This is a genomic window from Bradyrhizobium diazoefficiens (genome assembly GCF_016612535.1).
GTDB lineage: Bacteria > Pseudomonadota > Alphaproteobacteria > Rhizobiales > Xanthobacteraceae > Bradyrhizobium > Bradyrhizobium diazoefficiens_C.
In genome coordinates, this window is sequence record NZ_JAENXS010000005.1 from 31,845 (window position 1) to 44,698 (window position 12,854).

General features: G+C 62.3%; 13 protein-coding genes. 11 read left to right on the forward strand and 2 right to left on the reverse strand.

Translation table 11 applies throughout. The features are described 5' to 3' along the window. The first annotated feature begins 881 nt into the window (after positions 1-881). The 4 genes from JJE66_RS35395 (at position 882) to JJE66_RS39055 (ending at position 3,632) form a co-directional block, all read left to right on the forward strand. Positions 882-1,235 (forward strand): hypothetical protein, encoded by a 354-nt coding sequence (locus tag JJE66_RS35395; protein WP_200520427.1) that lies wholly within the window; start codon positions 882-884, stop codon positions 1,233-1,235. Beyond that, positions 1,181-2,452, forward strand: a complete 1,272-nt coding sequence (locus JJE66_RS35400) for a hypothetical protein (protein WP_200520428.1) — start codon at positions 1,181-1,183, stop codon at positions 2,450-2,452. The genes JJE66_RS35395 and JJE66_RS35400 overlap by 55 nt, the downstream gene beginning before the upstream one ends. A 368-nt stretch (positions 2,453-2,820) precedes the next feature. Then, positions 2,821-3,024 carry a hypothetical protein gene (locus tag JJE66_RS35405; RefSeq protein ID WP_200520429.1) on the forward strand — a complete coding sequence of 68 codons (204 nt, stop codon included), beginning with the start codon at positions 2,821-2,823 and terminating at the stop codon, positions 3,022-3,024. A 5-nt stretch (positions 3,025-3,029) separates the two neighbouring features. Continuing rightward, the gene (locus tag JJE66_RS39055) at positions 3,030-3,632 is read left to right on the forward strand and encodes an MFS transporter (protein WP_409362864.1); all 603 of its coding nucleotides are present in this window, start codon (positions 3,030-3,032) and stop codon (positions 3,630-3,632) included. Positions 3,633-3,962: 330 nt separating this feature from the next. Here JJE66_RS39055 and JJE66_RS35415 read toward each other — a convergent pair whose 3' ends face one another. Further along, positions 3,963-5,315 carry an MFS transporter gene (locus tag JJE66_RS35415; RefSeq protein ID WP_200520431.1) on the reverse strand — a complete coding sequence of 451 codons (1,353 nt, stop codon included), beginning with the start codon at positions 5,313-5,315 and terminating at the stop codon, positions 3,963-3,965. Between the two features lie 114 nt (positions 5,316-5,429). After that, a complete protein-coding gene (locus tag JJE66_RS35420) occupies positions 5,430-6,173 on the reverse strand; it encodes a GntR family transcriptional regulator (protein WP_200520432.1) in 744 nt (247 codons plus the stop codon). Positions 6,174-6,301: 128 nt separating this feature from the next. Between JJE66_RS35420 and JJE66_RS35425 the strand changes: the two genes are divergently transcribed. Genes JJE66_RS35425 through JJE66_RS35455 form a run of 7 tightly spaced genes read left to right on the forward strand, consistent with a single transcriptional unit; the run spans position 6,302 to position 12,838 of the window. Beyond that, on the forward strand, positions 6,302-6,916 hold the full coding sequence (locus tag JJE66_RS35425) for a glutathione S-transferase family protein (protein WP_200520433.1): 615 nt from the start codon (positions 6,302-6,304) through the stop codon (positions 6,914-6,916). After that, on the forward strand, positions 6,909-8,156 hold the full coding sequence (locus tag JJE66_RS35430) for a CaiB/BaiF CoA-transferase family protein (protein WP_200520434.1): 1,248 nt from the start codon (positions 6,909-6,911) through the stop codon (positions 8,154-8,156). The genes JJE66_RS35425 and JJE66_RS35430 overlap by 8 nt, the downstream gene beginning before the upstream one ends. After that, positions 8,153-8,785 (forward strand): carboxymuconolactone decarboxylase family protein, encoded by a 633-nt coding sequence (locus JJE66_RS35435; protein WP_200520435.1) that lies wholly within the window; start codon positions 8,153-8,155, stop codon positions 8,783-8,785. Before JJE66_RS35430 ends, JJE66_RS35435 begins: the two co-directional genes overlap by 4 nt. Beyond that, positions 8,782-9,681, forward strand: a complete 900-nt coding sequence (locus JJE66_RS35440) for an amidohydrolase family protein (protein ID WP_311980249.1) — start codon at positions 8,782-8,784, stop codon at positions 9,679-9,681. The genes JJE66_RS35435 and JJE66_RS35440 overlap by 4 nt, the downstream gene beginning before the upstream one ends. Then, complete coding sequence (locus JJE66_RS35445) at positions 9,678-10,463, forward strand: enoyl-CoA hydratase/isomerase family protein (RefSeq protein WP_200520437.1); 786 nt, start codon at positions 9,678-9,680, stop codon at positions 10,461-10,463. Before JJE66_RS35440 ends, JJE66_RS35445 begins: the two co-directional genes overlap by 4 nt. Positions 10,464-10,466: 3 nt before the next feature. Next, complete coding sequence (locus tag JJE66_RS35450; RefSeq protein ID WP_311980250.1) at positions 10,467-11,642, forward strand: acyl-CoA dehydrogenase family protein; 1,176 nt, start codon at positions 10,467-10,469, stop codon at positions 11,640-11,642. Further along, positions 11,639-12,838, forward strand: coding sequence for a CaiB/BaiF CoA-transferase family protein (locus tag JJE66_RS35455; RefSeq protein WP_200520438.1), 1,200 nt, complete (start codon positions 11,639-11,641; stop codon positions 12,836-12,838). Before JJE66_RS35450 ends, JJE66_RS35455 begins: the two co-directional genes overlap by 4 nt. Positions 12,839-12,854: the final 16 nt, after the last annotated feature.

Genomic DNA, 12,854 nt, shown 5'->3' on the forward strand with positions numbered 1-12,854 from the left:
CTGTCGGGCGAGGACTTTTGCTTGACCTCCGTCCAGATCGTCAGATGCAAATTCGTTCGCCTCAGATCTTGGACAAGCTGATCGCTGAGCGAGAGGTCAATCGCTCGACCGTTGCTATCCAGGAACTGATGCACACGGTTGGCGCATTGAATCCATCCAACGCGCGGACCGCCACCGTTCCCAACCGGACGCGCGCTGTTCTATCGCGCAAAATGAACCCATCCTGGGTCGGACTGAAGCCGTGAAGGTTCGATTGGGGATTCGGCGATCGTAGCCGAAGAGAAGACGTGCTGCGGTGAAGCCATGACTCTTCTCGTCTCTAAGGCGGCGCCGCCTGCAGCGAAAAATCCCTGTGGGTTATGCCAGCGCAAGGGGCTTCCTTGCGGGCAATTCTTAAAACCCCCTGTATTTCAACGAATTAGGCGCTTGGTGCGCTCGGAGGGGCGGTCGCATTTGTTGCGATTTCAATGACTTACGCGGATGGGCGAAGAGGTTAGGTGCATTTCCCGCCTATAGGCTGCCTTCCAGCCCGGCTCCAACAGCCCGAAGACGCCCGGCACCCTGGAACTGCTCAAGCGTGTGTTCGAGTCCATGTAGCTGCCTGAACTGATCGATGGCAATCTGGCCGACAGCCAGCCTGGAATCCTTGAGGAAGAACAATAAGAACGCATGACACTAGCAGTCACGATCTTTGGCGTTGCCGAGCGAGGCTCGCCGGGCATTCTGGTCTACGCCTAGCTGGCCGCGCAAAAGATCGCTGCTGCCCAGCAGATGCTTGGTGACGATCTTGCTGCCCCTATCCAACGCGTCCTGAACGATCCTCTCGTGATCCCGGCGTTCAAGGACGCGATGAACATAGGCGTCAGCAAATCGGGCGGCACATGACCGGCCCCTCGCCCGACGCTCTTGCCAGGATACAGCTGGAAGCCGCGCGGCAGGAGGCCCGCGAGCACCAGCGCCGGTTGATGCAGGGCCTTGGCAAGCCGATCATCTCATTCGAGAACCACGGCTATCGCGTCGTCTGCGTCGGCAAGGAGGTGCGCTGGAAGACATGGCGCACCTTTCCCGATTTTCTGTTCGACTACATCAAGGTGAAGCTTACGTCGGAATGGGGAAACACAGAGCTCGCCAAACCGGAAGTGGAGCGTCACCGCTCCTCAAATGGTATCACAAGGTCTGCATGCTGCAGCAGACCCTGCCCAAGGGACCGGATGGCATCTATTCGGCCGAGATGACTGGCGCGGTGCGGGCCTATCTCGGCCTAGCCTACGATCTCTTTTTGAGCGCGCACAACGCCGAGCTGCCCGAGCTGCTGTTGACGCGCTTGCGCAATGCGCAGACCTTCGAAGGTGCCGTCTACGAAGCCCGCGTCATCGGCAGCCTGGCTCGGGCCGGTTTTCATATCGAGCTGGAGGACGAGACGGACTCCAACCGCTCGCATTGCGAATTAGCGGCAACACACAAGGACACGGGCCGCAAGTTTTCTGTCGAGGCCAAGACCGTTACCTCCTTGAGCAGTCGTTCGGGAGCGAGCGCCGAGCCGCCCCGCATCCGCAATCAGCTTTACAAGGCTTTGTGCAAGCAGGCCGATCACGAGCGCATGATCTTCATCGAGCTGAACCGCGCAGGAACCGGGGCCCCGGGTGAAATGCCGGACTGGATGCAGCATATCGATGCCGAGATCGAACAGGCCGAAAAGGACTTCACGATCGAGGGGCGCCCTGCACCACCCGCCTACGTCATGGTGACAAACCTCGGCGCCATTCATGCGCTCGACGGCACCGTCTTCACCGATGTAGGGCTGGCCTGCGGGTTCAAGATTCCGGATTTTGCCAGCCGCACACCCGCCCGATCCATCCTGGAGCTCGTCGATGCGCGCGATAAGCATCTTGAGCTGCACTGGCTGCGGAAGGCACTCAACCGACAACAAACGGTCCCAAGCACGTTCGACGACCGGCTCCCCGACGAACCGAAGGATTCCTCCCTCCCGCGTCTTCTGATTGGATCGGCATACCTGATTCCGCTCGCCGATGGACGGGAAGTGCCTGCGGTGCTGACGGATGCCGTCGTCCTTGAGCCCGAGCGGCGCGCTTACGGGACCTACCGGTACGCCGACGGAACGCACGTCATTTGCGCAAACGATTTGAGCGACGCCGAGATGGCCGCTTACAAGCGCTCCCCGGAGACTTTCTTCGGCATTGTCAAGGATGTCACGCGCGAGATAAGCGAGCCGCTCGATGCCTTCGACTTCTTCTGGGAAAGTCATGCGGACACGCCCAGGGAGAAGCTGATCGAGTTCACCTCCAATTGGCCAGACGCGGCCGCGCTGCACCGCCTCGATCAGCGGCGGCTCGCGCAAGTCTATTGTTCGCGCTTCGCGGAACATATGTGGTCAAGACACGCGCGTGAAAACCCCGATCTGTCGAACCCGTACGGCACGGGCAAGACTTGACCGCCGTTGCGCCAGAGGCTCGGCTCATGACGAGTCCGAAATACAGGCACCCGATTTCGGGACAGTGATAGCGACGCCGACATGGAATGGCGGGGGGACCCGAAAGCGAGTGCAGTCGCGAGACCGGTTAACAAGGCGCCCGCGCAATGACAGTGATAACGACGCCGCAAAGCGGCGGCCCCCTGCCCGACGGGCTCCGGCGAGCGACAACGAAGAACACCTATCAGCACAGCCACCTTCAATGCCGCATCCATCCGCTTTGAACATCCCACGCAGTAAAGGCAATCGAACCTTATGCACAAGCTAAGGTTGCTTGGGCCTACAGACTAGGTGATATTTCCCTCCCCCTCGATGGATGCAATTTCCAAATGGATTCACTTGTCCCAGCTTCGCTAAAACCGATTTTGCGCGACAGATATCTCGCGGCGGTCGCCGACGCCGAAGCGAAATACCGTTTCGGCTCTGGTGACGAGGACGCGCTCACAGGCGCGCGTGGTGCAGAGCTTGCCATGGCTCGCCCACGACTATTTGACGACGGGCAACGAAGTTATGCGTGGCAAGTGAGCTACTGACCTACATGACGGAGGTTAGTTCGAGTCGTTTCCGCGGGCGCCTGGTCTTCCTGCTAAACGTCCTCTTCGGTTTTGGAGCGATGATCACGTCATTGGCCGCCATCTGGTTGATTCCACACTACGGCTGGCGCTCGATGTTCGTGATCGGCGGCCTCCCCGTGGTACTTGCTTTCATTCTACCGCGGATCCTGCCGGAATCGCCGCGTTGGATCGCCGAGAGGGGAGATGCCGCTCGGGCCGGCAGAGCGATGGCTTCCACCGAAGACAGCGTGTCCGGTTTCGGCAAGCGCCCGCTTCCGCCTGTGCTGGCAGAGCCAATTGCACCGAGGCCCACACCCGCTCACTTCCGAAACCTGTTCGCGGGCGGTTACGCCCTTCGGACGTTGACAGCCTGGATGGCGATGTTCTCCGCGTATGTGGGGGAGATCTACCCGACGAGTATGCGAGCGTTAGGGGGGCGTCGCAAGTTCTTGGTTTCGGATCGCTTCCACCTTGGGCCCTGCGATAGTCGGCCTCCTCTTGCAATCGGGAAACTTCCGGGCGGTCTTAGCGTTCTTTGGCGCGGCCGCAGCGGCGGGAGCCGTTACGGTCCTGCTTTTCTTCATTGAAATGCGAGGCAGGGTTCTGGAGGAGATCACCGGCAACGTCGGATGAATACGGTCCGCAACACCGCTCAAGTTCTTCAGGACGGAACTTGGGTACGGATCACCGGCTCTTCTACGACGTGAGAGGACGCGCACTTCGTAGGGCTTCCAAATCTCTCCTCATCATGAGTGACCGCAAGGCGGCCGAGAACAGCTCTGGTCATAACTCTCCTAGGTGAACTCGACCACCAAATGCCGGCAATATTCACCGATGGGTTGTGCCAGGCCGCCTACTGCAACGTTTAGACGGGTGAGCGGCAACGGGCCGTATTGCCACCGCCATGTCGGACTTTGTCAGACATCAACTCCGTGCTTTGCTGCCAACCGAAGATCACCCTCGTGACCCTGCGTTGTCGCTGCTGTCGCAGGTGCAATCGGGCTCGTTCCCAGGAGCATTATCATTGCGCCGAGCGCCATGATCGTTCCATAGGAGTATAATCCGTACGTCAATGACCCTGTTGCGGTGGTCATCCAGCCGACCAACGTCGGCGCAAAGAATGCGCCGATGCCGCCGCACGTCGTGATCATCGCGATTCCGCCGGCCGCCGCCGGTCCCGAGAGATAGAGGCTGGGCATCGTCCAGAATGGCCCGGTTGCGCCGAGATATCCGGCTGTCATCACCGTCAGTAGGCCAATCGCCATCCATGGGTGCCCCATCGCTTGCGGAAGCAACAGCCATCCGATCGCGCAAAGCAGTGTCGGCGCTGCGGCGTGCCAGCGACGCTCGCGCAAGCGGTCGGAGCTCCGCGCAATGAGTTGCTGCACCACCACGGCGACAATGTAGGGAATGGCAGAGAACAGACCGAGCGCGAGCGGGTCGTGAATTCCGGTCCCCCGGAGAATGGTCGGAAGCCAGAGCGGAATTCCGGCTCCGCCCGCGATGAGGCCGACCGACATGCCGGAAAGGAGATACAGGCGCTTATCGCACAGAGCAGCTGCGAAATTATGCTGATGCTGCTGCTGGCCTGGATTCGCTTCGCTCTGCAACTCCGCAGTGATGATGGCAACCTCACGCGCGGAGAGCCACTTCGCCGTCTGGGGGCTATCGGCCAGCACGAAGTAGATGACGAGGCCCGTCAGCGCCGAAGGCAACCCCTCTATGAGGAACAGCCATTGCCAGCCCTTCAGGCCGAGCAGCCCGTCGGTGGCACCCAGGATCCCTCCTGACAAAGGCCCGCTGACGATGCCGGAGATGGCAATCGCAGACATGAACAGCGCAGTGAACTGGCTCCGGCGCGACGGAGGAATCCAGGTGGTGAGATAAAACAGCACCCCCGGAAACAAGCCAGCCTCGGCCGCCCCCAGCAGAAACCGAAGAATGTAGTAATGAGAAGGAGCAGTCATGAAGGCGAGCGCCGCCGAGCAAAGCCCCCAGCACACCATGATGCGCAGCAGCGTGGTCCGTGCTCCGATGCGGGCGAGCCACAGATTGCTCGGAATCTCGAAGACGCTGTAGCCGAGATAGAAAAGGCCCCCGCCAAGGCCGAACGTCGCCTCGCTGAAATGCAGATCACCCATGAACTGCAGTTTCGCGAAACCTACATTGCCGCGATCGATGAACGCGAGCACGTAGGCGAGCATCAAGATCGGAACGAGGCGCCAGGCCACTTTGCGAAACGTCGCATCCACCTCGTGGCGGCCCGGCATATCGATGGTTGTGTCCGTCACGCGCGCCCTCCCGTTCGGCTACGCTCCCGGCGAGCCGTTGTGATTATGCCATAAATATGGACTATAGGCCTAAGCTTGTCCAGCGGCGCGTCACTAGAGGCGCATGTCCAGGCGAACGAGGTCTCCCCGATAGACGCCCTTGGACAAGAGAATGAGGCGTCCGCGATCATCGACGGCCGATCGATCAACGAGGCAAACGGGCGCGTTCAGCGGAACTTCGAGCAGCGCGGACGTTTCGAGATCGGCGGAGCCGATGACAATGGTCTGATGGGCATGGCTGATATTGCGTGGAAAAAAGGTCGCAAGACGCATCGCCGTCGTGCTGTTCAAGGCTTCCCGCGGGATGAGCGGAAAGAACTCTGCATCGATGAAAACGTCGGCCACCAGGAAGATCTGCCCCTCCCGCGAATGACGCCGCCTCAGCCGGCGATACCGTGACGTGGGTGTCCCGATATCATGGGACCGCCGCGGCAAAACGCTGACATCCTCCTCCTCCAAGACCTCGATGACGGCGCCCTCTCGCGCATTGAGAAGGCCGCGCCAATCAGTGGTCATGTCAAGCCAAAGATGTTGGCGCTTCTGCGCGTTGACGAATGTCCCTTTCGCCCTGAAGCGACTGATGAGGGCATCGCTCTCCAGGATGCCGAGCGCTTGGCGGATGGTGGCGCGTGCCACGCCATGTTGGGCGGCCAGCTCGTCGACCGTCGGAATCTGGCCACCTGCCGGCCAGTGGCCCGAGTCGATATGACGGCGAAACAGCGTCGCTAGCTGAACGTAGCGGGCAACATTGCTGCGCGACAGATCCGGCTTGGCTGGGGGTCTGGTGCGGCTAGGCATGACAGGGCTGCATGGCAACGACGACCAATAGGCTAGACATATGACCTTTTTCCTTTTAAGGCGAGAGCATCATAACCGCACAACAGGAAACGCCCGGTGGCTGATGTCCATTTCCGACGAGGTCGGCCATGAAGCTTCATTGGTCCCCTCGTTCGCCGTACGTCCGAAAGGTGATGGTTGCCGCACATGAGCTCGGGCTCGCCGAGCGCATCACCTGCGTGCGCAGCGTTGCAGCCCTGCCGACGCCAAATCCTATCATCATGGCGGACAATCCCCTGAGCAAGATTCCGACCCTGGTCCTGGACGACGGTGATGTCCTGCTCGATTCGCGGACGATCGTCGAATATCTGGACAGTCTGGCAGGACCCGGTGTGCTGGTACCCCTTAAAGGGCCAGAGCGCTGGCGCGCTCTCAGCCGGCAGGCACTCGCGGACGGCCTGCTCGACGTGCTGATCCTGTGGCGAAACGAGCGCAGCAAGCCGCCGGAGCGACAGACAGAGGCGTGGCTCGAAGCGTTCGCGACCAAGGCCAACGCGACAATCGATCGGTTCGAACAGCAAGCGGCGGATGCTCCGGCGTCGAGTTTCGGTATTGGCGAGATCGCGCTCGGCTGTGCGCTATCTTACACCGATTTCCGTTTTGCCGAGCTCGACTGGCGCACCGGCCGTCCTCACCTTTCCAAATGGCACGAGAGCTTCGCCATGCGTCCTTCCGCGCGAGCCACGGAGGCCGTTAATGGCTGACGACACCCGACCGGCCGAACGAACCGGGCCGCTCCACCATATCCGAGTGCTCGATCTCAGCCGCATCATGGCTGCGCCCTGGGCCACGCAGATCCTGGCCGATCTGGGGGCGGATGTGATCAAGGTCGAGCGGCCGGAGAGCGGCGACGACACGCGCAGTTGGGGCCCACCCTTCCTGAAGGACGCGGAGGGCCGGATCACCAAGGATGCGGGCTACTTCCTCGCGGTCAATCGCGGCAAGCGGTCGATCACCGTGGACATCGCGCAGCCGAAAGGGCAGGCCATCGTCCGGCTGCTCGCGGCGACAGCCGACGTCGTCATCGAGAATTTCAAGGCAGGTGCGCTCGCTCGTTATGGCCTGGATGCGAATTCGCTTCGGGCGCGCAATCCCAAACTGGTCTATTGCTCAGTGACGGGCTTCGGTCAGGACGGCCCGCGCCGCGATCAGGCCGCCTATGACTTCGCCATCCAGGCGATGGGCGGGCTGATGAGCATCACGGGCGAACGCGATGGGCGTCCCGGCGCCGGCCCCCAGAAGGTCGGCATTCCCATCATCGACCTGATGACCGGCATGTACGCCGCGGTCGCCATCCAGGCCGCGCTGATCCGTGCGGCACAGACGGGCCAGGGAGAGACCATCGACCTGGCGATGCTGGACGTTTCGGCGGCAATTCTCGCAAACCAGGCCATGAACCATCTGTTGACCGGCCGCATCCCAACGCGCGGCGGCAATCAGCACCCGAACATCCAGCCACAGGACGTGTTCGCCTGTGCGGACGGGACATTCGTCCTGGCAGTCGGCAACGATGCGCAGTTTGCGAAGCTCTGCGCCGTGCTGGGCAAGCCCGAATGGGCGAGCGATCCGAGGTTCAGTACGAACGCAGCCCGCGTGACGAATAACACGGCGTTGACGACCCTGCTCGGCGAGCAGTTCGCCAAGCAGACGCGACGAGACATCGTGGCGGCGCTCGATGACGCTGGCGTACCCGCCGCTCCCATCAACTCGATCGACCAGGTTCTGGCCGACGCTCAAGTCCAGCACCGGCAGATGCTCCGCCACCTGCCCCACCCGATCGCCGGTCATTTACCCCAGATCGTCAGCCCGATCCGGATGCAGGATGCTTGGCTGCGCTTCGATCGCCCGCCCCCCACGCTCGGCCAGCATACCCGGTCGATTCTCGAAGAGATCGGCATGAGCGACGCTGACATCGCGACCCTCGCTGCCGAGGACATCATATGAAGATCGTCAGCACGGCGAAAGCTATCTGCCAAGACGCGCGCGTTCCACTATTGAGCGTCGACGAAATGAGTCCCGAGCAGCGGCGCATCCACGATCGCGTCGTGTCGGGGCCTCGCGGCGAGATGATCGGTCCGCTCCGCGCCGCAATCCACAGCCCGGAGCTCGCGGCGCTCTGGTCCGAATTCGGGGAGTTCCTTCGCTATCGCACTTGTCTGCCGCCGCGCTTGAACGAGCTTGCTATCCTCGTCACGGCGCGTCGCTGGACGAGCCAGGTCGAATGGTGGGTCCATGCCCGCGCCTCCGCCGCGGCCGGACTACCGCAGACAGTGATCGATGCAATCCGCGCCAAACGCGCGCCGGTCTTCTCCGAAGAGGCGGATCTGGAAGTCTACGAGTTTGCGCGGACGCTACAGCAGACCGGCGGGGTTGCAGAGGAGAGCTACGACGCGATTGCTCGCCGTTGGAAAACGCGCGGCGTGGTGGAGCTGACGGCCGTCATCGGTTATTACACCATGGTCTCAATCACGCTGAACGCGCACCGGCTGCCTCTTCCCGAAGGAGCTGAAGGGCTACCCTGCGAGAGCGATCTCGTCATGCTGCCGGCGGGAAAGCTGGGAGCCTCGTCGTGAGCGTTGGGGCCTTCCTGACCGTCCCTCCCCCGCCCGTCTCGAGGCCTGCCCATCCGCTTCCGCGGGGAGCCTGCGACGCACATAGCCACGTGTTCGGGCCCTTCGCCCAATTTCCACCGGTCGAGAGGTCGGTTTATGCGCTCCCTGAGGCGGGACCGGAGATTCACGCCGCTCTTCGTCGCACCATCGGCGTCGCACGCGGCGTGCTGACGCAACCCGCACCCTACGCCCACGATCCCGGCGCCATGCTGGCGGCGATCGCCGGTGCGCCCCAGGCTTTGCGCGGGGTAGCTGTCGCGGATGGCCGCATTGGCGATGCGACCCTCGAGCGCTGGCGCGCGGCCGGCATTGTCGGATTGCGGTTCACCGAGATGCGGACGCCTTCCGGTGAAATCTATCCCGGCAGCGTCGGCTTTGCGGTGCTCCATGCACTTGCGCCGCGCATGCGCCAGCTTGGCATGCACGCTCAACTTTGGGCCAAAGCGCCTGACCTCGCGGAGCACCTACCTGCATTGCTTCGCCTCGGAATTCCCGTCGTCGTCGATCACATGGGTTGCCCGGAGCCGGCAGAGGGGCCGGATGGCGCAGCCTTTGCCCGGATCGTCGATCTGCTTGCGGACGGCTCGCTGTGGCTCAAGCTGGTGCTCTGCAGGGTCGCTGCGGACGCAGCGGATTACGCCCGCGTCCGTCCGCTTCATGACCGGCTCGTCGAGCGCGCGCCATCGCGCCTCGTATGGGGTTCCGACTGGCCGTATGTCCGCTTACAGCCAGCACCGGACGCAGGCCGTCTCGCCGATCTCGTTCAAGAATGGATTGGGGACGCCGAACTCATTCGGCGCATCCTGGTCGTCAACCCCGGTGAACTCTACGGCTTTAAGGAGGAGCAGCAAGCATGAAGGGACTCGAGGATATCGAGCGCTTTCGCGTCACGGTCGAGGGCCATGTTGCGACTGTCACGATGACCGCGCCACCGGTGAATGCCCAGGATCGGCGCTTCCGCGAAGAAAGCGTGCGCATCTTCGATGTGCTCGGGGCAGAAGTGGATGTCCGGGCCATCGTGCTTACCGGAGACGGCAAAGCGTTTTCCGCGGGCGCCGACTTGTCCGAGCGGCCGGGAATTCTGGCTGAGCCGGGCGGCTATGCCCGGCACAACCGGCTGGTCCGGGCGTCCTTTGATTGCGTGCTCGAATGTCCGAAGCCGGTGATCGCCGCGGTCAACGGCGCCGCGATCGGCGCGGGATGCGTGCTTGCCCTCGTTTGCGACATCCTTGTCGTCGCCGAAGAGGCGTTCCTGTCCATGACCGAGGTCGATTACGGCCTCGCCGGTGGGGTTCGTCACGTGCTGCGTGCCTTCAGCCCTTCCGATGCGCGCCTGATGATCTACACCGCCAAGCGCATCTCAGGGCCGGAGCTGCTTCGGATGAACGCGGCGTCATTGTGCGTGCCGAGGGTGAAGCTGCTCGATGAAGCCACCGGCATCGCACGCACGATCGCGGAGAAAGTGCCGCTTGCCGTCGTCGCCGCAAAGCGCTCGTTCGGGCTTACCGAGGAAATGCCGCTGCGCGACGGCTACCGCTACGAGCAAGGCCAGACGGCCGCGCTGGCGGAGACCGAAGACACCAAGGAGGCGCTGGCGGCCTTCCGCGAAAAGCGAAAACCGGTGTTCAAGGGCCGCTGAGCCGTGTCGACAAATGCGAATGCCAAGGAGCTGGACCGCCTCGACGCGCTGAGCGACGACGCGTTCCGACTGGAGGTCCGCGACTGGATCGAGGCCAATTACCCTCCTGGTATGGTGCGCTATCCGTCGCGGCGCTTGTTTTGGCGTGAAAATCGCGAATGGTTCATGCGGCTGGCGGCAAAGGGGTGGATCGCACCGGGATGGCCGCGAGAATATGGCGGCATGGGTCTGTCAGGCACACGCCAGCTCATCATGATCGAGGAAATGGAGCGTTTCGGCGCGGGGCGCGTCAACGATCAGGGGCTCGTCATGCTGGGGCCGCTGCTGATCCAACACGGGAGCGACGAACAGAAGAGGTTTTTCCTGCCGCGGATTCTATCCGGAGAGCACATCTGGGCGCAGGCATATTCCGAGCCCGGCGCCGGATCGGATCTCGCCTCGTTGCGCCTTGCCGCCAAGGATCACGGTGATCATTGGGTGCTCAACGGGCAAAAGACCTGGATCACCTTGGGAACGGACGCGAACTGGGCCTTTGTGCTCGCCCGCACCGGCAACGAGAGCAAGAAGCAAGAGGGCATCTCGTTCCTCCTTGTGCCCGTCGACACTCCCGGTCTTGCGGTTCGCGGCATCACCAACCTCGACATGCACGACGAGTTCGCCGAGATGTTCTTCGAGAACGTTCGCGTACCCAAGGAGCGCGTCGTTGGCGAAGTCAACAAGGGCTGGACCTATGCCAAGGCGCTGCTTGGCTTCGAACGCATCGCGATCGGCAGCCCGAAATTGTCCTCGAGCGGTCTTGTCCGGCTGAAGCAGCTTGCCGAGGAAATCGGCGTGGCTGACGATCCAGAGTTTCAAGCGTCGTATACCCGCTTTCAGCTCGACCTTGCCGACCTGAAGGCACTTTATGCTTCGATCGTAGCGGCTGTGAAACGCGGCGAAATGCCGAACGCACAGATCTCGGTCCTGAAGATCGTACAGACGGAACTGTTCCAGCGCATCACCGAAACGATGGTGGCGATCAGTGGAGGTCATGCTGCCCGGTTCGAGCCCATGGACGAGAGCGATCTGCACCCGTCCGGCCAGTTTCTTCTGGCCCGGCCGGCGACCATCTTCGGCGGCTCGTCCGAGATCCTGCGCAATGTGCTGGCGCGCAACGAGCTGGGGATGCCGGCACGATGACGTCCGCTCCCAAAGCACTGGCTGGTCTTAGGGTGCTCGACATGACGCGCGTCTTCGCAGGCCCTTGGGCCGCGCAGATGCTGGCAGATTTCGGCGCCGATGTCGTCAAGGTCGAGCATCCCAGAGGTGGTGACGACGTCCGCCGCATGGGGTTTCCTCAGAAGCGAGCGGACGGCACCGAGACAGGCCAGACCTCATCCTTCCTTGCCATGAACCGAAACAAGCGATCAATCGCACTCGACATGGCGGATCAAGACGACCTCGCGATGCTGCAAGCGCTGGCGCAACGAGCGGACATTCTCATCGAAAACTTCAAGACCGGCACCCTGCGAAAGTTCGGCCTCGACTATCAGACGGTCTCGGCCGGCAATGTGGCGATCATTTACTGCTCGATCACCGGTTACGGCCAGGACGGCCCGTACGCGTCGCGTCCGGGCTATGATCCGATCTTCCAGGCCGAGAGCGGACTCATGAGCGTGACCGGCCAGCCTGACGGCACGCCGGGTGCGGGCCCGGCGCTGGTGGGCTACAGTGTCTCCGACATCAATGCCGGCTTCTATGCCGCGATTTCGATCATGGTTGCGCTGCGCGCACGGGATCAGGTGACCGGGCGCGGACAGCACATCGATATTGCCCTGCTCGATACCCAGCTCGCCGCCCAGTCGCATATTGCGCAGAACTATCTTGTCTCCGGAAAAATGCCCGCACGGGCCGGGACGGCGTCCCAGATCAACATGCCTTGGCAAGCATTTCCGGCAGCAGACGCCGCGATCATGATCGCCGTCGGCAACGATCGGCAGTTTGCCGCGCTCTGCGCAGCCTTGGGTACGCCCGAGACGGCCGCCGATCAACGCTTCGTCACCAACCGGGACCGCATGGCGCACAAGGCCGAGCTCATTCCGATCCTCGAGCGCGCGTTCGCATTGCGCAGCGCGGCTGACTGGGTGGAATGCTTGAACGCGGCTGGTATCCCATGCGGCCGGCTCAATGACTTCGGCTCGGCACTCTCGGATGCGCAAATCGTGCACCGCGAGATGGTCCGTGAGATGCCGGATCCGGAGGTCGGCGCGTTCCGCTTCATTGCCAACCCTGTACGTCTCTCCGAAACGCCGGTCCGTTACGATCGTCTGCCGCCATCCCTTGGCGAGCATACCGGGAATGTTCTGGCCGATTGGCTGGGCTCACCTGAGAAATAGACCAGAGTTACCTCGC